Origin of the sequence: Thioalkalivibrio sp. XN279 (assembly GCF_011089885.1) — a bacterium.
Classification (GTDB): domain Bacteria; phylum Pseudomonadota; class Gammaproteobacteria; order Steroidobacterales; family XN24; genus XN24.
The window spans coordinates 44,328-69,069 of the sequence record NZ_JAANBD010000028.1 but is presented as its reverse complement, the minus strand read 5'-3'; the positions used below and the strand labels follow the sequence as shown (position 1 = coordinate 69,069).

Genomic DNA, 24,742 nt, shown 5'->3' with positions numbered 1-24,742 from the left:
GGAGTACAACATGGCTTCTATCTCCATGCGCCAGATGCTGGAGGCCGGCGTTCATTTCGGCCACCAGACCCGCTTCTGGAACCCGAAGATGTCACCCTACATCTTTGGCGAACGTAACAAGATCCACATCATCAATCTCGAGAAGACCCTGCCGCTGTACATCAAGGCGCAGGACTTCATCCGCAAGCTCGCCACCGACGGCGGCAGCGTGCTGTTCGTCGGCACCAAGCGTTCTGCGCGCGAGTCGCTGCAGCGCGAGGCCGAGCGTTGCGGCATGCCCTTCGTCAGCTACCGCTGGCTGGGCGGCATGTTGACCAACTACAAGACCGTCAAGCAGTCCATCAAGCGCCTGTTCGACCTCGAAGCGATGGCCGAGGACGGCACCTTCGAGAGCCTGTCGAAGAAGGAAGTGCTGGGCCTGAAGCGCGAGATGGAGAAGCTCGAGCGCAGCCTGGGCGGCATCAAGAACATGGGCTCCCTGCCGGACGCCCTGTTCATCATCGACATCGAGCACGAGCGCATCGCCGTGGCCGAGGCCAACAAGCTCGGCATCCCCATCGTGGCGGTGGTCGACACCAACTGCTCGCCCGAGGGTATCGATTACGTCATCCCCGGCAACGACGACGCCATGCGCGCCATCCAGCTCTACAGCGCCGGGATCGCCGACGCCGTGCTGGAGGGCAGGGCGCAGGTGCCGGAAGTGCCGGCGGGCGAGGACGACTTCGTCGAGGTCGACGAGGGCGCGCCGGCCCGGAAACCGGCCCGCAAGCCGGCCCCGAAGGCCGCCAAGCCTGCTGCCGCAGCCCAGCCAGAGGCCCCCGCGGTCCCCACGGCCCCCGCGGCTGAAGCGCAGCCCGCGGCGGCCGAACCCGAGGCGCCTGCAGCCAAGGAGGAATAAGGCATGACGATTTCTGCATCCCTGGTAAAGGAACTGCGCGAGCGCACCGGCGCCGGCATGATGGAGTGCAAGAAGGCGCTGGTTGAGACCGGCGGCGACATCGAGGCGGCGGTCGAGCACATGCGCAAGCAGGGCCTCGCCAAGGCCGACAAGAAGGCCGGCCGCATCGCGGCCGAAGGCCTGGTCGTGATCACCGCGACGCCGGACCACAAGGCGGCGGCGGTGCTCGAGGTCAACTGCGAGACCGACTTCGTCGCCGGCGGCGACGACTTCAGGAACTTCTCGCAGCGCGTCGGCGAACTGGTGCTGGCACAGCGCCCGGCTGACCTGGAGGCCCTGCTGGCGGCCGACATGGACGGCGCCACCGTCGAGGAGACGCGGCGCGGCCTGGTGGCGAAGATCGGCGAGAACATCGGCGTGCGCCGGTTCGCGCTGATGGAGTCCACCGGCCTCATCGGCAGCTACCTGCACGGCACCCGCATCGGCGTCCTGGTGGCGCTCGAGGGTGGCGACGATGGCCTGGCGCGCGACATCGCCATGCACATTGCCGCCTCGCGTCCGCAGTACGTCGACGAGACCCAGGTCCCGGCCGATTACCTCGACAAGGAGCGCGAGATCCTCGTCGAGCAGGCCAAGGGCGAGGGCAAGCCGGCCGAGATCGTGGCGAAGATGGTCGAGGGCCGCCTGCGCAAGCAGCTGGCCGAGATCACGCTGGTGGGCCAGCCCTTCGTCAAGGACCCGGACACCACCGTCGGCAAGCTGCTCAAGGAGCACGGCGCCACCGTGCAGTCCTTCGTGCGCTTCGAGGTGGGCGAGGGCATCGAGAAAAAGGCCGACAACTTCGTCGAAGAAGTGATGGCCCAGGTGCGCGGTGGCTGAGGCCCGGCGCAACGCAGCATGGGGCCAGGCGGACAACCGCCGCGCGGTCCCGAGATGAGGTAAACTCGAGGACCCCGCGCACAGCGGGGTTCTTTATTTACGGCGGCAGTGCCGGGGTTTTGATCGCAGGGGGCGAAATGAGCCGGAAAGTTCCGAAAAGAATACTCCTCAAGCTCAGCGGCGAGGCGCTTCTCGGCGGCGTCGATTACGGCATCGACCCGGAAGTCATCAACCGCATCGCGGGCGAGCTGCGCGACGTACGCGAGCTCGGCGTGCAGGTCGCGGTGGTCATCGGCGGCGGCAACATCTTCCGCGGCGCGGGGCTGGCGCAGGCCGGCATGGATCGCGTCACCGGCGACAACATGGGCATGCTCGCCACGGTGATCAACTCGCTGGCGCTGCAGGACGCCCTGGAAAAGCTCGGCGTGCACGCGCGCGTCATGTCCGCGATCCGCATCAACGACGTGTGCGAGGACTACATCCGCCGTCGCGCCATCCGCCATCTCGAGAAGAGCCGCGTGGTGATCCTCGCCGCCGGCACCGGCAACCCCTTCTTCACCACCGACACCGCGGCCAGCCTGCGCGCGATCGAGATCAACGCCGACCTGCTGCTGAAGGCGACCAAGGTGAACGGCGTCTTCTCCGCCGACCCGAAGAAAGTGCCGGACGCAGAGCACTATCCCACGCTCACCTACGACCAGGTGCTGGACAAGCGTCTCGGCGTGATGGACGCCACCGCGGTGGTGATGTGCCGCGACAACGACCTGCCCTTGCGCGTGTTCAACGTCCACAACAAGGGCGACTTGCTGCGAATCGTCAATGGCGAGGATGTCGGCACCCTGGTGACGCGGGTGACCGATCCCGGCGCCGAAGCCTGAGAGGACCCAGAGCATGAGCATGCTGCAGGAGATCATGAAAGACGCCAACGAGCGCATGGACAAGAGCGTGGAATCGCTGCGCGGCGAGCTGAAGAAGCTGCGCACGGGACGCGCTCACACCAGCCTGCTCGACCACATCACCGTGGAGTACTACGGCAGCGACGTGCCGCTGAGCCAGGTGGCCAACGTCGGCGTCGAGGATTCCCGCACCCTGACCATCACCCCCTGGGAGCGCCAGATGGTGGCGGTGGTCGAGAAGGCCATCATGACCTCCGACCTCGGCCTCAATCCGAACACGGCGGGCACAGTCATCCGGGTGCCGCTGCCGCCGCTCACCGAGGAGCGGCGCCGGGACATGACCAAGGTCGTGCGCCACGAGGGCGAGAACGCCAAGGTGGCCATCCGCAACATCCGCCGCGATGCCCTGCATCACGTCAAGGAGTTGCTGAAGGAGAAGGAAATCACCGAGGACGACGACCGCCGCGCCCACGACGAGGTGCAGGCGCTCACCGACAAGCATATCGAGCTCGTCGACAAGGTGGTGGCCGAGAAGGAGCAGGAGTTGCTCGAGGTCTGAGGCCCGGGCGGCCCCGCGTCTCCACAAGTGAACCCTACCGCCACGCCCGTCCACGTCGCCATCATCATGGATGGCAACGGCCGCTGGGCGCGACAGCGCATGATGCCGCGCCAGGCCGGCCATCGCGCCGGCGTACGCGCTGCGCGCGCCGTGGTCGAGGCCTGCGCCCGGCGCGGCATTTCGCACCTGAGCCTGTTCGCTTTCTCCAGCGAGAACTGGCGTCGTCCCCAGCGCGAGGTCGGGGCCCTGATGCGGCTGTTCCTCGAGGCGCTGGAACGCGAGGTCGACGAGCTGCACGGCAACGGCGTGCGCCTGCGTTTCATCGGCGACCGCTCCAGCCTGTCTGCGGAATTGCAGGCGCGCATGGCGGCGGCCGAGGAACGCACGCGCGACAATGCGCGCCTGGTGCTGGTCGTGGCCCTCGCGTACGGCGGGCGCTGGGACATCGCCCAGGCGGCGCGCGCGCTGGCCGACGACGTGGCGGCGGGCGAGCTGGCCCCGGACCAGGTGGACGAGGCGCACCTCGCGCAGCGGCTGGCGCTGGCCGGCATGCCGGATCCCGACCTCCTGATCCGCACCGGCGGCGAGCATCGCATCAGCAATTTCCTTTTGTGGAACCTGGCGTACTCGGAATGCTGGTTCACGGACTGCCTGTGGCCTGACTTCGGCGAGGCGGAGCTGGACGCGGCCCTGGCGCGGTTCGCCGCCGTGGAGCGGCGCTTCGGCCTGACCTCGGAGCAACTGGTGGCGGAAGAGGGCGAGGACGCATGCTGAAGGAACGCATCATCACCGCCTTGCTGCTGGTCGCGGCACTGCTCACCGTGCTGTTCTTCGCCTCCAAGGACGTCGGCGTGGTGCTGTTCGGCATCCTGCTGCTGGTGGCGGCCTGGGAATGGTCGGGGCTGGCCGAGGTGAGCGGCGGGGTGCCGCGTGCGGCCTATACCTTCGCCATGGCGCTGGTCATCGGCTGGCTGGCGTGGTGGATGCCCACGGGCCACATGCCGCAGGGGCTGCTCTGGGTGCACCTGGCGCTGTGGGGCGTGGTGGCCTTGCTGCTCACCCGCTTCCCGCTGCGCCTGCCGCGGCCGGTGGTGCTGGCCGGCGGCCTGGTGCTGTTGCCCCTCGCCTGGCTCGCTTTCGCCTGGCTGTTGAAGACCCGCGGCTTAGGCCCGCAATGGGTGCTGTACATGTTCGTCGTGGTGGCGGCGGCGGACGTCGGCGCCTATTTCGCCGGCCGTTTCCTCGGCCGGGTCAAGCTGGCGCCGCAGATCAGCCCGAAAAAGACCTGGGAGGGCCTGGTCGGCGGACTCTGCCTGGTGGCGCTGGTGGCGACCGGCGCGGCCTGGTGGTTCCAGGTGCCGCCGCTGGCCCTGGTGGCCCTCTCGCTCGCGGCGGCCGGCGTCTCGGTGGTCGGCGACCTCGGCATCAGCATGCTCAAGCGCACGGCCGGCCTGAAGGATACGGGCCAGGTCTTCCCCGGTCACGGCGGGGTGCTCGATCGCATCGACAGCCTGCTGGCGGCCATCCCGGTATTCGTGCTCGGTGTGCGCTGGCTGGTGCCGGCGTGAGGGCGGGCGCGTGAAGGGACTGGCGATCCTCGGCGCGACCGGCAGCATCGGCGTCAGCACCCTGGACGTGGTGGCACGCAATCCCGGGCGTTTCGCGGTGCGCGCACTCACCGGGTGCCGTAACTGGACGCTGCTGCTCGAGCAATGCCGGCGCTTCCAGCCGGACGTGGCCGTGCTGGCGGACCCGGAGGCCGCGCGACAACTCCGGGCCGCCGTCGCGGCGGAGGGGTTGTCGGTCGAGGTCCACGCCGGCGCCGAGGCGCTGGCCGAGGCCGCGTCCCGGCCCGACGTGGAGTTTGTCATGGCCGCCATCGTCGGCGCCGCGGGCTTGCTGCCGACGCTGGCCGCGGCCCGTGCCGGCAAGCGCGTGCTGCTGGCGAACAAGGAGGCGGTGGTGATGGCGGGCGGGCTGCTGCGGGCGGCGCTGGCCGAGTCCGGGGGCGAGCTGGTGCCCATCGACAGCGAGCACAACGCGCTGTTCCAGTGCCTGCCGCCGAGTGGCGACGCGGACCCCGACGCGGCCGGCGTCACGCGGCTGCTGCTGACCGCCTCGGGCGGGCCATTCCTCGACACCCCGCTGGAGGCGCTCGCCGCCGTTACGCCCGAGCAGGCCTGCGCCCATCCCAACTGGGAGATGGGCCGCAAGATCTCGGTGGACTCGGCCACGATGATGAACAAGGGGCTGGAGATCATCGAGGCCTGCCGCCTGTTCGGCGTCGGCGTGGAGCGTGTCGAGGTGGTGGTGCACCCGGAGAGCATCATCCACTCGCTGGTCGAGTACCGCGACGGCTCGGTCCTCGCCCAGCTGGGCAATCCCGACATGCGCACGCCCATCGCCCACGCCCTGGCCTGGCCGGAGCGCATCCACTCCGGCGTCGCGCCACTGGACCTGGCGGCGCGCGGCCAGCTCAGTTTCCGCCCGGCGGATCCGGTACGTTTCCCGTGTCTCGCGCTGGCCATGCAGGCCGCCGCGGGCGACGCCGGCGCACCGGTGGCGCTGAACGCGGCCAACGAGGTCGCGGTGGCCGCATTCCTTGAGGGGCGCATCGGCTTTACCGACATTGCCGCGGTGATCGAGTCGGTTCTGGCACAATATGCCGGGCCTGAGCCGCGCGACCTCGATTCCATCCTCGCGCTGGATGTGCACAGCCGGGATGCGGCCGCGGAGAAAATCAGGACTTTGGCACTCTAAACCTTCCCGCGGCAGCGACGCGGCGGGATCCTCTTGGTGAACCGGACGACAAGTTGAGCGAAATACTCACATCAGTGCTGGCCTTCGTGGTCGCGATCAGCGTGCTGGTTGCGGTGCACGAGTTCGGCCATTTCTGGGTGGCGCGCCGGCTCGGCATCAAGGTATTGCGCTTTTCCATCGGTTTCGGCAATGCGCTGTGGCAACGCACCGGGCGCGACGGCACGGAGTACTGGATCTCCGCCATCCCGCTGGGCGGCTACGTGAAGATGCTCGACGAGCGCGAGGGTGGGGTGGCGCCCGAGGACCTGCCGCGCTGTTTCAACCGCCAGTCGCCGCAGCGGCGCATCGCCGTGCTGTTCGCCGGGCCGGCCTTCAATTTTCTTTTCGCCATCGTGGCCTACTGGGCTATGTTCGTCGCCGGCGTGCCCGCGGTGCAGCCGGTGGTCGGCGAGATCACGCCGGGCTCGCCGGCAGCCGAGGCCGGGCTGGAGCAGGGCGACCGCATCGTGGCCGTGGACGACGTGGTGACGGCAACGCTCATGGACGCGCAGTTGGAGCTGCTCGGGGCGATGGTGCCGGGCGGACGTGCGACCCTGCTGGTCGAGGACGAGAGCGGGCTGCAGCGCGAGGCGCGCCTGGTCTACGCGGGCGACACGCAAGCCTTGACCGAGCCCGGGGCCATGTTCCCGGAGCTCGGACTGGCGCCGTGGCGCCCGCGCATTCCTGCCGTGATCGGTGAGCTCTTGCCGGAAGGGACCGCGGCCGCTTCGGGCCTGCAGGGCGGCGACCGGGTGGTCAGTGCCGCCGGCGAGCCGATCGAGGACTGGGCCGGCTGGGTGACCTTCGTGCGCGAGCGCCCCGGCGAAACCGTGGCCCTGCTCATCGAGCGCGACGGGCAGCCGCAGCGGGTCGAGCTGTTCATCGGCGCCGCGGACGAGGAAGGGCAGCAGGTCGGCCGCATCGGCGCGGGTCCGCAAGTGACGCCTGAGCTTTGGGACCCGGTACGCACCGAGCAGCGCTACGGTCCGGTGGCTGCGGTCGGCAAGGCGATGGGTGAGACCTGGCGCATGTCCGCGCTCACCGTGACCATGATGGCGCGGATGGTGATGGGACAGGTGTCGGTGAAAAACATCAGCGGGCCGATCAATATCGCCCAGGCCGCCGGCTTCACCGCGGCGGCAGGGCTCACGGCCTTCGCCAGCTTCCTGGCCATCGTCAGCATCAGTCTCGGCATCATCAACCTGCTGCCCATCCCCATGCTGGACGGCGGCCAGATCGTCTACCAGTGCATCGAGCTCGCCAAGGGCAGCCCGGTGTCGGAGCGCGCCCAGCTGGTGGGCCAGCAGGTGGGCATCGCGCTGCTGCTGATGCTGATGACATTCGCCTTTTACAACGACATCGCGCGCATTGCTGCCGGCTGAGGTGACAGTGAAGCAACTCTTGCGGACAGGGCTGTTGGCGTGCCTGCTGGTGCTGGGATGGACCGGCGGCGCGGCGGCGCAGGACAGCGAGGCATTCACGGTGCGCGACATGCGCGTCGAGGGACTGCAGCGCATCGCCGAAGGCACGGTGTTCAATTACCTGCCCATCAGCATCGGGGACCGGATCGACAGCGCGCGCGTGCAGGAGGCGATCCGTGCCGTGTTCGGCACCGGGCTGTTTTCCGACGTCGAGTTCCGTCGCGACGGCGACACGCTGGTGATCGCGGTGCGCGAGCGCCCCTCCATCCGCCGTCTCACCATCAGCGGCAACAAGGACATCAAGACCGAGGACCTGGAGGAGTCGCTGCAAGGCGTCGGCCTCGCGCGCGGGCGCACTTTCGACCGGCCGGTGCTGGACGAGGTCGAGCGCTTCATGACCGACCAGTACTACAGCCGCGGCAAGTACGGCGTGATCATCGACACGCAGGTGGTCGAGAACGAGGCCGAGAACACGGTCGACATCAGCATCAACATCCAGGAAGGGGAGCGTGCGCGCATCCGCCAGGTGGCGATCGTCGGCAACGAGGTCTTCAGCGACGATGAGCTGCTGGATGAATTCCAGCTGCGCACGCGCAACTGGCTGTCCTGGTATCGCCAGGACGACCGCTACGCGCGCGAGTCGCTGGTGGGCGACCTGGAGACGCTGCAGTCTTTCTACATGGACCGCGGCTACGCCAATTTCGAGGTCGATTCCACGCAGGTCCAGATTTCGCCCGACCGCCAGGACATCTTCATCACCATCAACGTCACCGAGGGCGAGCCGCATCGCATCTCGGAGGTCAGGATCGCCGGCAAGACGGCGGTACCGGAGGAGCAGCTCCGCGCCCTGATACTGACCAAGCCCGGCGACACGTTCTCCCGGCGCCAGCTCACCCAGACCGCGGAGCTCATGACCTTCCGTCTCGGCGAGGACGGGTTTGCCTTTGCCCGCGTCGACCCGGTGCCGACCGTCACGCCGGGGACCAACGAGGTCTCGGTCACGTTCTACATCGAGCCGGGCAAGCGGGCCTACGTGCGGCGCATCAGTTTCGCCGGCACCAGTTCGACCAACGACGAGGTGCTGCGTCGCGAGATGCGGCAGCTGGAGGGCGCGTACCTGTCCAACCGCGCCCTGGAGCGTTCCGAGCAGCGCCTGCGTCGCCTGCCGTACCTCGAGGACGTGCAGCGCGAGACCTATCCCGTGGCCGGCAGCGACGACCTCGTGGACGTCGAGTTCGCGGTCAAGGAGGGACTGCCGGGCAGCTTCGGCGGCGGCATCGGTTACTCGGGCCTGCAGGGCGTCATTTTCAACGCCAATTTCGTGCACACGAACTTTCTCGGCACCGGCAATCGCATCGAGGCGGACCTCAACACCGGCCGCTTCTCGACCGTGTACAGCTTCCTGCACACCGATCCCTACGTGACGCCCGACGGCGTCTCGCGCACCGTGTCCGCATCCTACCGCGACATCACGCAGTTCGTCTCCGGCGCGTCCGAGTTCGGCACCAAGACGGCGTCGCTCGGTCTCGAGTACGGCTACCCCATCTCGGAGTACACGCGCCTGCGCTTCGGCATGCAGCTTTATGACTCGCGCCTCCTGACCAACGCCTCCAGTCCCTTCCAGTCCCTGCGCTGGGTGCAGCTGAATGGCGACTCCAGGGAGCGGGACGTCAGCGGCGGCACCTTGTTCGAGACGCAGTTCCAGTCCTATGAGCTGGTGCTGGGCTGGATCTACGACACACGCAACCGCGTGTTCTTCGCCGATCGCGGGGCGCGTCATCGCATCTCGCTGAACTACACCGTCCCCGGCAGCTCGGTGGAGTACTACACGGTCCGGCTGGACGCATTGCAGTACTTCCCCTTCATCGGTCCGACCTTCCTCGAGTGGAACGGCGAAGTGGCCTACGCGGAGGCCCTCGGGGATACCACTGAAATCCCGCCCTTCCGGCGCTATTTCGGCGGCGGCCCCGGCTCGGTGCGCGGCTTCCGCGAAGGCTGGCTCGGCCCGCGCGACACCAACCAGAATCCCTTCGGTGGCAACCTCGAAGTCAGTTCGCAAGTCGAGATGGTGTTCCCCCTGCCGGGCGAGGTCGGCAATACCACGCGTTTAAGTTTGTTCTTCGACGCCGGTAATATATTCTCCACCGACACGACGCCGTTCTTTGACCGGGTGACCGGAGAGCCGATCGACAACACCTTCGACTTCTCCAACATGCGCTATTCCACGGGCGTATCCGTGCAATGGCTGGCGCCGCTGGGGCTGTTCAGGTTCAGTTACGCTTTCCCGATCAACGACGAGCCGGGCGACCGGACGGAAAGCTTCCAGTTCACCGTGGGCTCGGCCTTCTGAAGCCGGGCCGGCAGGGGTCCGAGACGACCCGCAAGATTTGCAATTAAGGAACGCACAAGCATGAACGCATTCACTCGTATTTTCGCTGCGCTGCTGTTGGCGGCGCTGGTCGCGGTCCCGGTCACGGCGGCCGCGGAGGCACGCATCGGCGTGGTCAAGCTCAACCGGCTGTTCGAAGAGGCGCCGCAGGCGCTGGCCCTGCAGCGCTCTCTCACCGAGGAGTTCGCGCCGCGCGAGCGCGAGTTGCGCGCCAAGCAGGAGGAGCTGGTGGGGATCCAGGAGCGGTTGCAGAAGTCCGACGACTTCATGTCGGACGAGGAGCGCCGTCGCCTGGAGCAGCAGTTCCGCGACGGGCAGCGTGACTTCCAGCGCGCCCAGAACGAGTTCGTCGAGGACGTGAACCTGCGCCGCAACGAGCGTCTTGGCGAGCTGCAGCGCCTGTTCATTTCCGAGATCCAGTCCTACGGGCAGGCACAGGGTTTCGACCTGGTCCTGGTCGAGGGCTTCATCCACGCCAGCGACTCGCTCGACATCACGCAGCAGGTCCTGCAGGTCCTGCAGCGACGCCACCAGGGCGGCTGAGCGCGACCGACGCGCATGAGCCGGAGCCTGGCCGAGCTCGCCGTCCGCCACGGCCTCGAGTTGCGCGGTGACCCGGACGCGCGGGTTGAGCGCGTCGGTACGCTGCACGGCGCCGGCCCCGACGCGGTGTCCTTTCTCGCCAACCCGCGCTATCGCAAGTACCTGGCCACGACGCGCGCAGGGGCGGTCGTCCTCGAGCCGGCCCTTGCGGACGAGTGCGCAGTGCCGGTGCTGGTGGCGCAGAATCCTTACGCCGCCTATGCGCGTATTGCCGCGGACCTGCACCCGGCGCCGGAGTTCACCCCCGGGATCAGCCCGGCCGCCCACGTCGCTGCAGGCGCCGAGGTGGCCGCCGACGCCGGGGTCGCGCCTGGTGCCGTGATCGAGGCCGGAGCGCGCGTCGGTGCGGGCGCCTGGATCGGCCCGAATTGCGTGGTGGGCGCGGGCGCCGAGGTGGGCCCGGGCAGCCGCCTGGTCGCCAGCGTCACGCTGTGCCACGGCGTGCGTCTCGGCGCGCGCGTGCTGGTGCACCCGGGCGTGGTGATCGGTGCCGACGGCTTCGGCATCGCACGCGAGCCGGCCGGCTGGATCAAGGTGCCCCAGGTCGGCAGCGTGGTGATCGGCGACGACGTGGAAATCGGCGCCAACACCACCATCGATCGCGGCGCCATCGAGGACACCGTGATCGAGGACGGCGTCAAGCTCGACAACCAGATCCAGGTGGCCCACAACGTGCGCATCGGGGCGCACACCGTGGTGGCCGGCTGCGCCGGCATCTCGGGCAGCACGACCATCGGTCGCAACTGCATGATCGCCGGCGCCGTGGGCATTGCGGGGCACATCGAAATCGCCGACGGCGTGGTGATCACGGGCCTGAGCATGGTGAGCCATTCGATCCGCGAGCCGGGCGTATACTCGGGGGCATTGCCGTTGGACGAAGCCGCGCAGTGGCGCCGCAACGCGGCACGGTTCCGCCAGCTGGACAAGCTGGCAAAACGCGTGGCGCGCCTGGAGCGCGGCACTGGAGAGGCCGAGGATGACTGAAGACAGCGCGCTGGATCTCCAGCGCATCATGATTTACCTGCCGCATCGCTACCCGTTCCTGCTCATCGACCGGGTGCTCGAGCACACCCCGGGCAAGGACCTGACGGCGATCAAGAACGTCACCATCAACGAGCCGTTCTTCCAGGGCCATTTCCCCTCCCGCCCGGTGATGCCCGGCGTGCTCATCGTCGAGGCCATGGCCCAGGCGGCGGGCGTGCTCGCCTTTCGTACCGCCGGCGTCGAGCCTGACGAGAGTTTCGCCTTCTACTTCGTGGGCATCGACAAGACCCGCTTCCGCGCGCCGGTCGGTCCCGGCGACCAGCTCGTGCTCAAGGCCACCTACGGGCGTCGCATCCGCACCATCTGGCGCTTCAGCACGGAGGCCTTCGTGGACGGCCGCCGCGTGGCCTCGGCCGAGATCATGATCGCGCCGGAGGGCGGGCAGCAGTGATCCATCCCACCGCCGTCATCGCATCCAGCGCCCGCATTCACGAGAACGTCGAGGTCGGTCCCTACACCGTCATCGGCGCCGACGTCGAGATCGGCGCCGGCAGCGTCATCGGCCCGCATGTCGTCATCCGCGGGCCGACCGTCATCGGCCGCGAGAACCGTATTTTCCAGTTCGCCTCCATCGGCGACGAACCGCAGGACAAGAAGTACGCCGGGGAGCCGACGCGCCTGGTGATCGGCGACCGCAACACCATCCGCGAGTGCGTGACCATCAATCGCGGCACGGTGCAGGACCAGGGCGAGACCGTGATCGGCAACGACAACTGGATCATGGCTTACGTGCACATCGCCCACGACTGCGTACTGGGCAACAACATCATTCTCGCCAACAACGTGGCCCTCGCCGGCCATTGCCACGTCGACGACTGGGTGATTTTCGGCGGCTTCTCCGGCCTGCACCAGTTCTGCCGCGTCGGCGCGCACGCCTTCCTCGGCAAGTACGCCGGGTTGAGCCAGGACGTGCCCGCCTACGTGATGGTGGCCGGCACGCCGCCGGCGCCGCACGGCATCAACAGCGAGGGCCTCAAGCGACGCGGATTTTCGGCGCAACAGATCGCCAACATCCGGCACGCCTACAAGGTGCTCTATCGCAGCGGGCTGAAGCTGGCGGAGGCGCTGGCGGAGCTGGAACGGCTCGCCGCGGAGCAGCCCGAGCTCGAGATCTTCGTCGCCTCGATCCGCGATTCCAACCGCAGTATCGTTCGCTAGCCGGGCGCGCAATGCCTGGCCACGGCGTTCAATCATCTTCCTGGCCGCCCGGCGGGCTGCGCATCGGCCTGGTCGCGGGCGAGGCGTCCGGCGACCTGCTCGGCGCTGGCCTCGCGCGGGCGCTGCTCCGACGCTATCCGGATGCCCGGCTGGAGGGTATCGCGGGGCCGGCCATGCAGGCCGCGGGCGTACGGAGCTGGGCGCCGATGGAGCAGCTTTCCGTCATGGGCCTGGCCGAGGTCCTGCGCCACCTGCCTGGCCTGCTGGCGTTGCGACGCGGGCTCCTAGGCGCCTTCGAGCGCTTTCGCCCCCACGTCGTGGTGGGCATCGACGCGCCCGACTTCAACCTCGGCCTGGAGCGGCGCCTGCGTGCGCGCGGCGTGCGCACCATGCACTACGTCAGTCCCTCCATCTGGGCCTGGCGCCCCGGGCGCGTGCACGCCATCGCGCGCGCCGTCGACGAGGTGCTGTGCCTGCTGCCCTTCGAACCGGAGCTGTACGCGGCCCACGGGGTGGCGGCCCGCTTCGTCGGCCACCCCATGGCGGACGACATCCCGTTGCAGCCGAACCACGCGGCGGCGCGGCTCGAACTGGGTGTCGACCAGGCCGGGCAGGGGCCCCTGGTGGCGCTGCTGCCGGGCAGCCGCCACGGCGAGGTGGAACGCGTCGGCGGGCTGCTGGCTGCGGCCGCCGGATTGCTCGCAGCGCGCCGGCCCGGAATCCGCTTCATCGCGGCCATGGCCTCGCCGTCACTGCGCGCGCGTTTCGGCGCGCAACTTGCGGCGCACGCCCCGGGCGTGGAGGTGCGCCTGGTGGAAGGGCGCTCGCGCACGGTGATGGCGGCCGCCGATATCGTGCTGCTGGCCTCCGGCACGGCCACCCTGGAGGCGGCCCTGTTGAAGCGGCCGATGGTGGTCGCTTACCGGGTGGCACCGCTGACGGCCGGGATCGTGCGCGGGCTGCGGCTGATGAAGACGGAGCGCTTTGCGCTGCCGAACCTCCTCGCCGGCGAGATGCTGGTGCCGGAGCTGATCCAGGACGCCGCTACGCCGGAGCGGATCGCGGGCGAGGCCGAAGCGCTGCTGGACGACGCGCCGCGCCGGGCGCGGCTGGAGGCCCGCTTCACCGACCTGCACCAGCTGTTGCGCCGCGATGCGGACCGCCAGGCGGCCGAGGCCGTGCTGGCGATGGCAGGACGGTGGCCGCCCACGGCGCCGGAGACGAGCCCGTGAGCGTGCCGCTGCAGGCTGTTGCGCGGCGCATGGCCGGCGTCGACGAGGCGGGCCGGGGACCGCTGGCGGGGCCCGTGGTGGCGGCGGCGGTGATCCTGCACCCGGAGTGCGAGATCGACGGGCTCGCCGATTCCAAGCGCCTCGCCGCCGCGGATCGCATCGAGCTCGCCGCCTTGATCCGGGCGCGTGCGGCCGGCTGGGCCATCGCGTGGGCCGACAGCGCGGAGATCGACGCCTTGAACATCCTTGCCGCGAGCCTGCTGGCCATGCGCCGGGCCGTGGAGCGGCTGGCGCCGGCGCCGCAGCACGTGATGGTGGATGGCAACCGCTGCCCGCGCTTTGCGGCCACGCTGCGGGTCGAGGCGGTGATCGGCGGTGACGCGAGCGTGCCGGCCATCAGCGCTGCGTCCATCCTCGCCAAGACCTGGCGCGACGCCTGGATGGAGCGCCTCGAACCTCGCTACCCGGGCTACGGTTTCGCCCAGCACAAGGGCTATCCCACAGCGGCACACCGGGACGCATTGCGCAGGCTCGGGCCCTGCGCTGCGCATCGGCGCAGCTTCGCGCCGGTGGCGGAGCTGCTGGCGAGGGCGGGACGATGAGCGCGGGCTTCATCCACCTGCGGTTGCACACCGAGTACTCGCTGGCCGACAGCGTCATCCGTATCCCGCAGTTGCTGCAGCGCGTGGCGGAACTGGGCATGCCCGCAGTGGCGGTGACCGACCAGGTGAACCTGTTCGGCATGGTGAAGTTCTATCGCGGCGCACTGAAACAAGGCGTGAAGCCGCTGGTAGGCGCCGACATCTGGATCGACGAGCCGGGCGACCCCCGCCACCCGACCCGGCTGGCATTGTTGTGCCGCGACGACCGCGGTTACAGAAACCTCTGCCGCCTGCTCAGCCGTGCCTACCTCGAGGGCCGCCGCCTCGGCCAGGTGCTGGTGCAGCGCGAGTGGCTGGATCCGGAGGCCTGCGCCGGTCTCGTGGCGCTCTCCGCCGCCCGCGAAGGCGACGTCGGCCGCGCCCTGATGTCGGGACGCAAGGACACCGCCGCGGAGTGCCTGGAGTTCTGGCGCGCGCGCTTCCCCGGCAGCTACTACCTCGAACTGCAGCGCACCGGGCGCGAGGGCGACGAGTACCATGTCGCGGAGGCAGTGAGCCTGGCGGCGGCCACCGGCACGCCCGTGGTGGCCACCAACGATGTGCGCTTCCTCCACGCCGACGACTTCGACGCCCACGAGGCGCGCGTCTGCATCCACCAGGGACATACCCTCAGCGACCCGCGCCGGCCGCGCGATTACAGCGCGGAACAGTACCTCAAGAGCGCCGCGGACATGGCGGCGCTGTTCGCCGACTTGCCGGAGGCGCTGGAGAACAGTGTCGAGATCGCCCGGCGCTGCAGCATGGACCTGCGCCTGGGCGAGACTTTCCTCCCCGATTTCCCGGTGCCGGCGGGGGAGGATGCGGCCAGTCACCTGCGCAAGCTCTCGGCCAGCGCAATGGCGCAGCGCCTCGACGCCTTGCTGGCCGACAACCCGGGCGACGACGCCGCGGCCTACCGGGCCCGGCTCGAGCGGGAGCTCGACGTCATCTGCGACATGGGCTTCCCCGGTTACTTCCTCATCGTCGCGGACTTCATCCGCTGGGCCAAGGACAACGACATCCCCGTGGGACCGGGGCGCGGCTCGGGCGCGGGCTCGCTGGTCGCCTTCGTTCTTGGAATAACTGATTTAGATCCATTGCGTTACGACCTTCTCTTCGAGCGGTTTCTCAATCCAGAGCGGGTGTCGATGCCGGACTTCGACATCGACTTCTGCATCAACGGCCGCGACCGCGTGATCGATTACGTCGCGCAGCGCTACGGCCGGGACAGCGTGGCCCAGATCATCACCTACGGCAGCATGGCGGCGAAGGCCGTGGTGCGTGACGTGGGCCGCGTGCTGGGCCATCCCTACGGTTTCACCGACCGCATCGCCAAGCTGATCCCCTTCGAGGTCGGCATGACGCTGGACAAGGCGCTGGCCCAGGAGCCGGAGCTCAGGCGCCTCTACGAGGAGGAGGACGAGGTCCGGGGACTGATCGACCTGGCGAAGTCGCTCGAGGGCCTGGCGCGCAACGCCGGGCGCCACGCCGGCGGCGTGGTGATCGCGCCGACGGTCCTGACCGACTTCACCCCGCTGTACTGCGAAGAAGGCAGCGAGGCGCCGGTCACCCAGTTCGACAAGGACGACGTCGAAGCGGCGGGCCTGGTGAAGTTCGACTTCCTCGGCCTGCGCACGCTGACCATCATCGACCGGGCGGTGCATCGCGTGAACGACCTGCGTGCCCGGGCGGGCGAAGAGGCGCTGGACATGGCGCGCATCCCGCTGGACGACACGCCCACTTTCCAGCTGCTGCGCGCCTGCCGCACCACCGCCGTGTTCCAGCTTGAATCGCGCGGCATGAAAGACCTCATCAAGCGCTTGCAGCCGGACAGCTTCGACGACATCGTCGCCCTGGTGGCGTTGTTCCGCCCCGGCCCGCTGCAGTCCGGCATGGTGGACGACTACATCAACCGCAAGCACGGCCGCCAGGACGGCCCCATCGATTACTTCCATCCCGAGCTGGAGCCGGTGCTCAAGCCGACCTACGGCGTCATCCTGTACCAGGAGCAGGTGATGCAGATCGCGCAGGTGCTGGCCGGTTACAGCCTGGGCGCCGCCGACCTGCTGCGCCGTGCCATGGGCAAGAAGAAAGCCGAGGAGATGGCCAAGCAGCGCTCGATTTTCGTCGACGGCGCGGTGGCGCGCGAGGTGGATCGCGGCACGGCCACGCACATCTTCGACCTGATGGAGAAGTTCGCCGGCTACGGCTTCAACAAGAGCCACTCCGCGGCTTACGCCATGCTGTCCTACCAGACCGCGTGGCTGAAGGCGCATTACCCGGAAGCCTTCATGGCCTCGGTGTTGTCCACCGACATGGACCACACCGACAAGATCGTCACCCTCATCGACGAGTGCCACCAGATGGGCCTGGAGGTGGCGCCGCCGGACGTGAACGAGTCCGAGCACACCTTCAACGTCGCCGGCACGGGCCGCCTGCGCTACGGCCTGGGCGCCATCAAGGGCGTGGGCCACGCCGCGGTCCAGGCCATCATCGACGAGCGCGAGCAGGGTGGCCGCTTCAGCTCGCTGACCGGCTTCTGCTCCCGCATCGACCTGCAGCGCGTCAACCGCCGCACCATCGAGGCGCTGATCCGCGCCGGCGCGCTGGACAGCATCGGGCCGAACCGCGCCACTCTCATGCACCGCCTGCCGGGGGCTATCGGCCACGCCGAGCAGAGCGCGCGCGCAGCGGCTGCGGGGCAGGAAGACCTGTTCGGCATCGCGCCCGCGCCCGGTCCCAGTCGCGCCGGCGATCCCCCCGACGAGGGCGAGGCGCTGCCCGACTGGAGCTCGGCCGAGCGCCTGGCCGGCGAACGCGACACCCTCGGGCTGTTCCTCACCGGGCATCCGGTGGACGAAGTGGCACACGACCTCGCGGCCCTGGCCGGGACGCGCATCGGCGAGCTCGCGGCGGACCGTCCCGCCGAGGGCGAGCGCAGCTACGCCGCCGGGCGCCGGGATCTCGTCGTCGCCGGGCTCATCGTCGACATGCGCCGTCGCGGCAACCGGATCACGCTGGTGCTGGACGATCGCAGCGGCCGGCTGGAGGTCACCATGTTCGAGGAGACCTACCAGCAGTGCCGTCACGTGGTCGCCAAGGACGCCATCGTCATCGCCGAAGGCAACCTGCGCTTCGACGATTTCATCGACGACTGGCGCCTCACGGCCAAGCGCGTGGTGGACCTCGACACCGCCATGGCCGAGCGCGGGCGGCGGCTCATGCTGCGCTGTGACAAGCCGGCGCCCGGATTCGTGGCCGAGCTGCAACATGCGCTGGAGCCTTTCCGCGGCGGCGGCTGCCCGGTGACCCTGGTTTATCGTGGTGAGACGGCGACGGCGCGCGTGCAGCTGGGCGAGCAGTGGCGCGTGCGCCCCGGACTGGAACTGCTGCACCGGGCCGGCGCTCTCCTCGGGCCGGACAACGTGCGCATGCTTTACGGCGAGCCGGCGCACTGAACGCCACCGCCCGCGAGTATGTTAATTTCAGCATCCTGAACGCCCTGCGACAGCGCCCATGAACCTGAATTTCCTTGATTTTGAACAACCCATCGCCGAACTCGAGGCGAAGATCGACGAGCTGCGCTTTGTCGGCGACGACTCCCAGGTCAACATCTCCTCGGAGATCAAGAAGCTCAAGGCGAAGAGCGACGCCCTGACGCGCAGCATTTTCTCCGCGCTCAGCGCGTGGCAGGTATCGCAGGTCGCGCGCCATCCCCAGCGACCCTACACGCTGGACTACATCGAGCGCCTGTTCACCGATTTCGAGGAGCTCCACGGCGATCGCACCTACGCCGACGACGCCGCCATCGTGGGCGGGCTGGCGCGTTTCGACGGCCGACCGGTGATGGTCATCGGCCAGCAGAAAGGCCGCGACACCAAGGCCAAGGTACAGCGCAACTTCGGCATGCCCCGCCCGGAGGGCTACCGCAAGGCGTTGCGGCTGATGCACCTGGCGGAGAAGTTCGGCCTGCCGGTGATCACCTTCATCGACACCCCGGGCGCCTATCCCGGTGTCGGCGCCGAGGAGCGCGGGCAGAGCGAGGCCATCGCCCGCAACCTGCTCGAGATGTCCGACCTGAAGACGCCCATCCTCGCCGTGGTCATCGGCGAAGGCGGCTCCGGCGGCGCGCTTGCCATCGGCGTCGCCGACCGCGTACTGATGCTCCAGTACAGCATTTACTCCGTCATCTCTCCCGAGGGCTGCGCCTCCATCCTGTGGAAGAGCGCGGAGAAATCGGCCGACGCCGCCGAGGCCATGGGCATCACCGCGCAGAAGCTGCACGAGCTCGGCCTGATCGACGAGGTCGTGCCCGAGCCGCTCGGCGGCGCGCACCGCAACTACGACGCCATGGCGGCAACCTTGCGCAAGCGGCTGGCGCAGCACCTGGCCCAGCTGGATGACTTGCCGCGCGACCAGCTGCTGGCGCAGCGGTATGAGCGGCTGGTCGGTTATGGGGATTTCCGCGAGGGCTGACTGGTCCCTGGCGCGCCGGCCACCGGGCTCCTGGCGGAGGCCGTCACCTGCGCCCCGGGCGGACGCCGTGAATACGTCCATGTAGGCTCGCTCGCGCACGTCCTGTGCGCGAGCGCCTCCCGGCGCGCAGGTGACGTCCCCCGCCCACCCCATGCCCCCGCCAGGCGCCTGTGCCCGCCACCCAAGCTGCCGTAGCCGGCATCCGGGCGCGCCGTCGCGGCTTCACCATGGGAGCCGCCGGGCGGGCCAGTCCGGATCGGCGCATTACGTTCATTCCGGGCCCTGCCTCGATGCTCCGCGGGGCACGGGGCGTCCCCTCTGACCACGCAGCGGGCGGGAACGCGCATGGCCCGTCGCGGGGCGCTCGCGCACAGGACGTGCGCGAGCGAGCGTACAGGGACGTATTCACAGCGGCCCCGGGAGGGGCCCTGCACGGTGCTGCCCGCGGTCGCGCTGGTGAAGCTCCGTCGCACCGGGCAGCCGCGCGGGGCAGAATAGCCGCCATGAACGCTTTCAGCCCGACCGCGCTGCGGGACACGCTCGCTGCGATCGACGCGCAGGCCGCCGCCCGGCGCCTCTGCGTGGCGCTGAGCGGCGGGCTGGACTCCACGGTGCTGCTCGAGGCCTTGTGCCGGCTGCGTGACCGGCTGCCAGGCGACGGGCTGCGGGCGATCCACGTGCATCACGGCCTGCATCAGGATGCGGATGGCTGGGCGCGGCATTGCGAAGCGTTGTGCGTGCGCCTGGGCGTGCCGTTGACCGTACTGCGGGTCGATGCGCGCCCGGCCCCGGGTGAAAGTCCGGAAGCGCGAGCGCGGGAAGTTCGCTACGCGGCGCTGGCGGAGGCGCTGGAGCGCGGCGAGGCACTGCTCACGGCGCACCATGCCGACGACCAGCTCGAGACGGTGCTGATCCAGCTGTTGCGCGGCGCGGGCGTGGCCGGGCTGGCGGCGATGCCGGCGGCAGCGAGCTTCGGCCCCGGGCTGCATCTCAGGCCGTTGCTGGGCTTCACGCGTGCCGCGCTGGCCGACTGGGCTGCGCGCGAGGGTCTCTCCGGCTGGCTCCTCGATCCGGCCAACGAGGAGCTGCGCTACGCGCGCAATCACCTGCGCAGCGAGGTGCTGCCGGCGCTGCGCGCGCACTGGCCTGGTGCCGCGGCGGCGGCCGGGCGCAGCGCGCGCCACTGCGCGGAAGCGTCGGGCCTGCTGGACGAGCTGGCGGCGCTGGATGCAGCGCACTGCGTGGCGGGACATGCGATTCGCCTATCGGCCCTGCGGGGACTGTCCGCGGGAAGGCAGCGCAACCTGGCGCGCTGGCAGGCACGCCAGCTGGGGCTGGCGGTGCCGGACGAGCGCCGGCTGGCCACCTTGCTGGCGCAAGTGCTGGAGGCGGCCCCGGACGCGCAGCCGCAGGTGGAGTGGGGCGAGGTCGTGGCCCTGCGTCACGGCGACCTGCTCTGGCTCGCCCCGGCACATGCCTTGCCCGAACCGGCGGGGGCGCTGGACTGGCCCGATCCGCGCCAGCCGCTCGCGTTGGGCCCGGGTCTCGGCACGCTCGCCCTGGTCCCGAGCGACCGCGGCGGGCTGGCAGGCAAGGCGCTGGCAGCCGGGCCGTGGCGGGTGGTGGCGCGGCGCGGCGGGGAACGGCTCGAGCTGCCGGGGCGCGCAGGATCGCGCGCGCTGAAAAAGTTGCTGCAGGACGCGGGGGTGCCGCCGTGGATCCGGACGCGCATGCCGCTGCTGGAGATCGGCGGCGCGCTGGCGGCAGCAGGCGCGCAGTGGGTTGACGCCGCGTGGTGGGCGCCTGCGGGGGAGCCGGCCTGGCGCCTGCGCTGGGAGAGGTGCGAGCTGCCCGGCGCGGAGGAATTCATTGTGGGCGGAGCGGCCTTCTGCTAACCTGACTTCCCGTCGTTTCACGCGCCGGTGGCGCGCCATTCCTCCTGAACGGCGGTATTCCTGATGACCCGTTTCGTCTTCGTAACCGGCGGCGTAGTTTCCTCTCTTGGGAAAGGCATCGCCTCGGCGTCCCTGGGCGCCATCCTCGAGGCCCGCGGCCTCAAAGTCAGCATGATCAAGCTGGATCCTTACATCAACGTGGATCCCGGCACCATGAGCCCGTTCCAGCACGGCGAGGTGTTCGTCACCAACGACGGCACCGAGACCGACCTGGACCTGGGTCACTACGAGCGCTTCGTAAGCACGGTGACCTCGCGGCATAGCAACTTCACCACCGGCAAGATCTACCAGACCGTCATCGCCAAGGAGCGGCGCGGCGAGTATCTCGGCGCCACGGTGCAGGTCATCCCCCACATCACCGACGAAATCAAGCGCAGCGTGCATGCGGGCGCCGGCGGCGCCGACGTCTGCATGGTGGAGATCGGCGGCACGGTCGGCGACATCGAGTCGCTGCCCTTCCTCGAAGCCATCCGCCAGATGGGCGTGGAGCTCGGGCGCGAGCGCGTCGCGTACATGCACCTGACACTGGTGCCTTACATCGCTGCCTCGGGCGAGACCAAGACCAAGCCGACCCAGCACTCGGTGAAGGAGCTGCGCAGCATCGGCATCCAGCCCGACGTGTTGCTGTGCCGCTCCGATCGCGCGCTGCCGGCCGACCAGCGGCGCAAGATTGCGCTGTTCACGAACGTGGAGGAGAAGGCGGTCATCTCCTGCCGCGACGTGGACGACATCTACAAGATCCCGCTGATGCTCAACGGCCAGCATCTCGACGACATCATCTGCGACAAGCTGCGCATCGAGGCGCCGCCGGCGGACCTGTCGGAGTGGCAGGCCGTGGTGGACGCCAAGGCCAACCCGCTGCACCGCGTGGACATCGCCATGGTGGGCAAGTACGTGGACTTCCAGGACTCGTACATGTCGCTCAACGAGGCACTGATCCACGCCGGCATCCACACCCGCACCAAGGTGAAGATCCACTTCGTCGAGGCCGAGCAGATCGAGCGCGACGGCAATACCGACCGCCTGCACGGCATGGACGCGATCCTGGTCCCGGGCGGGTTCGGCGACCGCGGTATCGAGGGCAAGATCATCGCCGCGCAATATGCCCGCGAGCAGGGCGTGCCCTACCTCGGGATTTGCCTCGGCCTGCAGATCGCGGTGATCGAGTACGCGCGCCACGTGGCCGGGCTCGAGGGCGCGCACAGCACGGAATTCAAGCCGGACACGCCGCATCCCGTGATCGCGCTGATCACCGAGTGGATGGACCGCACGGGTGCGCTGGAGAAGCGCGATGCGGGCTCCGATCTCGGCGGCACCATGCGCCTGGGCGGTCAGGAATGCCTGCTGAGCCCCGGCAGCCGCGTCGCCGCCATCTATGGCAAGGACAGCATCGTCGAGCGCCACCGCCATCGCTACGAGTTCAACAACAACTACCGCGAGCCGCTCGAGCGGGCCGGCCTGGTGATGTCGGGCTGGTCGCAGGACGGCCTGTGCGAGATGGTCGAGCTGCCGGAACACCCGTGGTTCGTCGCCTGCCAGTTCCATCCCGAGTTCACTTCCAACCCGCGCGACGGCCACCCGCTGTTCTCCGGCTTCATCGAGGCGGCGCGCGTGCGGCGGCAGTATGAAGAGGCCGAGGCGGTGCCGGCATGAAGTTGTGCGGCTTCGAGGTGGGCCTCGACCGCCCGCTGTTCCTCATCGCCGGGCCCTGCGTCATCGAGGGCAGGGAGTTCTCGCTCGAGACGGCCGGGCGGCTGAAGGAGATCACGGCCCGCGTCGGCGTGCCGTTCATCTACAAGTCGTCCTTCGACAAGGCGAACCGCTCCTCCATCGGCAGCTTCCGCGGCCCGGGCATGGAAGAGGGCTTGAAGATCCTCGAGGCGGTGAAGCGCGAGATCGGCGTGCCGGTGCTGACCGACATCCACGAGGACACGCCGCTGGGCGAGGTCGCAGCCGTGGTGGACGTGCTGCAGACGCCGGCGTTCCTGTGCCGCCAGACCAATTTCATCGTCGCCGCCTGCTCGCAGGGCAGGCCGGTGAACATCAAGAAAGGCCAGTTCCTTTCGCCCTGGGAAATGAAGAACGTCATCGACAAGGCGCGCTCCACCGGCAACGAGCAGGTCATGGCCTGCGAGCGCGGCTTCACCTTCGGTTACAACAACCTGGTCTCCGACATGCGCGCCCTGGCGGTGATGCGCGAGACCGGCGCACCCGTGGTCTTCGACGCCACACACTCGGTGCAGCTGCCCGGCGGCAAGGGCTCCGCCTCGGGCGGGCAACGCGAGTTCGTGCCGGTGCTGGCGCGCGCGGCCGTGGCAGCCGGCGTATCGGGCCTGTTCATGGAAACCCACCCCGACCCGGCGAATGCCCTCTCGGACGGTCCCAATGCATGGCCGCTGGACCGGCTCGAGGGATTGCTGGAGACGCTCAAGGTGCTCGACGAGACCGTCAAGGCGCGGCCCTTCGACGAGATGCAGTAGCGGAGAAAAACCAATGGCAAAGATCGTAGAAGTGCGCGGGCGCGAGATCCTGGATTCGCGCGGCAACCCCACCGTCGAGGCCGACGTCATGCTGGAGGGTGGCTTCATGGGCCGCGCCGGCGTGCCCTCCGGTGCGTCCACCGGCACGCGTGAGGCCGTCGAGCTGCGTGACGGCGACAAGTCCCGCTACCTCGGCAAGGGTGTGCAGAAGGCCGTGGCCAACGTCAACGGCGAGATCCGTGCCGCCGTCGAAGGCATGGATGCGAACGACCAGCAGGCGCTCGATCGCCGCCTGATCGAGCTCGACGGCACCGACAACAAGGGCCGCCTCGGCGCCAACGCGATCCTTGCCGTGTCCCTGGCCGCGGCCAAGGCGGCAGCAGCAGCGAGCGGCCAGTCGTTGTTCCGCTACCTGCACACCGGCGGCGATTTCGCCATGCCGGTGCCGATGATGAACATCATCAACGGCGGCTCGCATGCCGACAACAGCGTCGACATCCAGGAGTTCATGATCATGCCCGTCGGCGCGCCGAGCTTCTCCGAAGCGCTGCGTTACGGCGCGGAGATCTTCCACGCTCTCAAGGCCGTGCTGCTGTCGCGCAAGCTCGCTACGGCGGTGGGCGACGAGGGCGGCTTCGCGCCCGACCTGCCGTCCAACGAGGCGGCGCTGGAGACCATCCTGGCTGCGATCGAAAAGGCCGGCTTCAAGACGGGCGAGGACATCGTGCTGGCGCTCGACGTGGCCAGCTCCGAGTTCTATGCCGACGGCGTGTACCGGCTCGCCTCTGAGAACCGCGAGTTCGACGCCGCCGGTTTCTGCGACTACCTGCAGGGCCTGGTGGCGAGCTATCCCATCGTCTCCGTCGAGGACGGCATGGCCGAGGACGACTGGGCCGGCTGGAAGCTGCTGACCGAGCGCCTTGGCAAGAAGGTGCAGCTGGTCGGCGACGACCTGTTCGTCACCAACACGAAGATCCTCAAGCGCGGCATCGACGAGGGCATCGCCAACTCCATCCTCATCAAGGTGAACCAGATCGGCACCCTCACGGAGACGCTCGAGGCCATTGCCATGGCGGATGCGGCCGGCTTCAGCGCCGTCGTGTCGCACCGTTCCGGCGAGACCGAGGACGCGACCATCGCCGACATCGCGGTGGCGACCCCGGCGACGCAGATCAAGACCGGTTCGCTGTCGCGTTCCGATCGCGTCGCCAAGTACAACCAGCTGCTGCGCATCGAGGAAGAGCTGGGCGCTTCGGCCCGCTATCCGGGCCGCGCGGCACTGCCGCTCAGCGGCGGCTGAGGCGGGCCAGGG

At 69.1% G+C, this 24,742-nt stretch carries 21 protein-coding genes; all 21 read left to right on the top strand.

Annotated features, from left to right (window positions below; translation table 11 throughout):
* Positions 1–10 precede the first annotated feature (10 nt).
* The 21 genes from rpsB (at position 11) to eno (ending at position 24,730) form a co-directional block, all read left to right on the top strand.
* On the top strand, positions 11–898 hold the full coding sequence (gene rpsB, locus G8346_RS09995) for a 30S ribosomal protein S2 (RefSeq protein WP_166050807.1): 888 nt from the start codon (positions 11–13) through the stop codon (positions 896–898).
* A 3-nt stretch (positions 899–901) separates the two neighbouring features.
* Entirely contained in the window at positions 902–1,777 is an 876-nt protein-coding gene (gene tsf, locus G8346_RS09990; protein WP_166050805.1) for a translation elongation factor Ts, read from the top strand.
* Positions 1,778–1,914: 137 nt separating this feature from the next.
* A complete protein-coding gene (gene pyrH / locus G8346_RS09985) occupies positions 1,915–2,655 on the top strand; it encodes a UMP kinase (protein ID WP_166050803.1) in 741 nt (246 codons plus the stop codon).
* A gap of 19 nt (positions 2,656–2,674) precedes the next feature.
* Positions 2,675–3,232, top strand: a complete 558-nt coding sequence (gene frr / locus G8346_RS09980) for a ribosome recycling factor (protein ID WP_206202730.1) — start codon at positions 2,675–2,677, stop codon at positions 3,230–3,232.
* A gap of 27 nt (positions 3,233–3,259) precedes the next feature.
* Positions 3,260–4,006, top strand: a complete 747-nt coding sequence (gene uppS / locus G8346_RS09975) for a polyprenyl diphosphate synthase (protein WP_370520596.1) — start codon at positions 3,260–3,262, stop codon at positions 4,004–4,006.
* Positions 4,000–4,800 (top strand): phosphatidate cytidylyltransferase, encoded by an 801-nt coding sequence (locus tag G8346_RS09970; RefSeq protein WP_166050800.1) that lies wholly within the window; start codon positions 4,000–4,002, stop codon positions 4,798–4,800. The genes uppS and G8346_RS09970 overlap by 7 nt, the downstream gene beginning before the upstream one ends.
* 10 nt (positions 4,801–4,810) lie before the next feature.
* Positions 4,811–5,992: a 1-deoxy-D-xylulose-5-phosphate reductoisomerase gene (gene ispC / locus G8346_RS09965; protein WP_166050798.1), complete on the top strand. Its 1,182-nt coding sequence runs from the start codon at positions 4,811–4,813 to the stop codon at positions 5,990–5,992.
* A 53-nt stretch (positions 5,993–6,045) separates the two neighbouring features.
* Positions 6,046–7,413, top strand: a complete 1,368-nt coding sequence (gene rseP / locus G8346_RS09960) for an RIP metalloprotease RseP (RefSeq protein ID WP_166050796.1) — start codon at positions 6,046–6,048, stop codon at positions 7,411–7,413.
* A 7-nt stretch (positions 7,414–7,420) separates the two neighbouring features.
* On the top strand, positions 7,421–9,802 hold the full coding sequence (gene bamA / locus G8346_RS09955; protein WP_166050794.1) for an outer membrane protein assembly factor BamA: 2,382 nt from the start codon (positions 7,421–7,423) through the stop codon (positions 9,800–9,802).
* A 60-nt stretch (positions 9,803–9,862) separates the two neighbouring features.
* Entirely contained in the window at positions 9,863–10,384 is a 522-nt protein-coding gene (locus G8346_RS09950) for an OmpH family outer membrane protein (RefSeq protein ID WP_166050792.1), read from the top strand.
* 15 nt (positions 10,385–10,399) lie between these two features.
* Entirely contained in the window at positions 10,400–11,428 is a 1,029-nt protein-coding gene (gene lpxD, locus G8346_RS09945; protein WP_166050790.1) for a UDP-3-O-(3-hydroxymyristoyl)glucosamine N-acyltransferase, read from the top strand.
* Positions 11,421–11,879: a 3-hydroxyacyl-ACP dehydratase FabZ gene (gene fabZ / locus G8346_RS09940; RefSeq protein ID WP_166050788.1), complete on the top strand. Its 459-nt coding sequence runs from the start codon at positions 11,421–11,423 to the stop codon at positions 11,877–11,879. The genes lpxD and fabZ overlap by 8 nt, the downstream gene beginning before the upstream one ends.
* Positions 11,876–12,646 (top strand): acyl-ACP--UDP-N-acetylglucosamine O-acyltransferase, encoded by a 771-nt coding sequence (gene lpxA, locus G8346_RS09935; RefSeq protein WP_166050786.1) that lies wholly within the window; start codon positions 11,876–11,878, stop codon positions 12,644–12,646. The genes fabZ and lpxA overlap by 4 nt, the downstream gene beginning before the upstream one ends.
* A gap of 11 nt (positions 12,647–12,657) precedes the next feature.
* A complete protein-coding gene (lpxB, locus tag G8346_RS09930; RefSeq protein ID WP_206202687.1) occupies positions 12,658–13,878 on the top strand; it encodes a lipid-A-disaccharide synthase in 1,221 nt (406 codons plus the stop codon).
* Positions 13,879–13,907: 29 nt separating this feature from the next.
* A complete protein-coding gene (gene rnhB, locus G8346_RS09925) occupies positions 13,908–14,480 on the top strand; it encodes a ribonuclease HII (RefSeq protein ID WP_166051862.1) in 573 nt (190 codons plus the stop codon).
* Positions 14,477–17,977, top strand: coding sequence for a DNA polymerase III subunit alpha (gene dnaE, locus G8346_RS09920; protein WP_166050784.1), 3,501 nt, complete (start codon positions 14,477–14,479; stop codon positions 17,975–17,977). The genes rnhB and dnaE overlap by 4 nt, the downstream gene beginning before the upstream one ends.
* Positions 17,978–18,035: 58 nt before the next feature.
* The gene (locus G8346_RS09915; RefSeq protein ID WP_166050782.1) at positions 18,036–18,995 is read left to right on the top strand and encodes an acetyl-CoA carboxylase carboxyltransferase subunit alpha; all 960 of its coding nucleotides are present in this window, start codon (positions 18,036–18,038) and stop codon (positions 18,993–18,995) included.
* Positions 18,996–19,498: 503 nt separating this feature from the next.
* Positions 19,499–20,890 carry a tRNA lysidine(34) synthetase TilS gene (tilS, locus tag G8346_RS09910; RefSeq protein ID WP_166050779.1) on the top strand — a complete coding sequence of 464 codons (1,392 nt, stop codon included), beginning with the start codon at positions 19,499–19,501 and terminating at the stop codon, positions 20,888–20,890.
* 63 nt (positions 20,891–20,953) lie between these two features.
* Positions 20,954–22,603, top strand: coding sequence for a CTP synthase (locus G8346_RS09905; RefSeq protein WP_166050777.1), 1,650 nt, complete (start codon positions 20,954–20,956; stop codon positions 22,601–22,603).
* Positions 22,600–23,430, top strand: a complete 831-nt coding sequence (gene kdsA, locus G8346_RS09900; RefSeq protein ID WP_166050775.1) for a 3-deoxy-8-phosphooctulonate synthase — start codon at positions 22,600–22,602, stop codon at positions 23,428–23,430. The genes G8346_RS09905 and kdsA overlap by 4 nt, the downstream gene beginning before the upstream one ends.
* 13 nt (positions 23,431–23,443) lie before the next feature.
* On the top strand, positions 23,444–24,730 hold the full coding sequence (gene eno / locus G8346_RS09895) for a phosphopyruvate hydratase (RefSeq protein WP_166050773.1): 1,287 nt from the start codon (positions 23,444–23,446) through the stop codon (positions 24,728–24,730).
* Positions 24,731–24,742 lie beyond the last annotated feature (12 nt).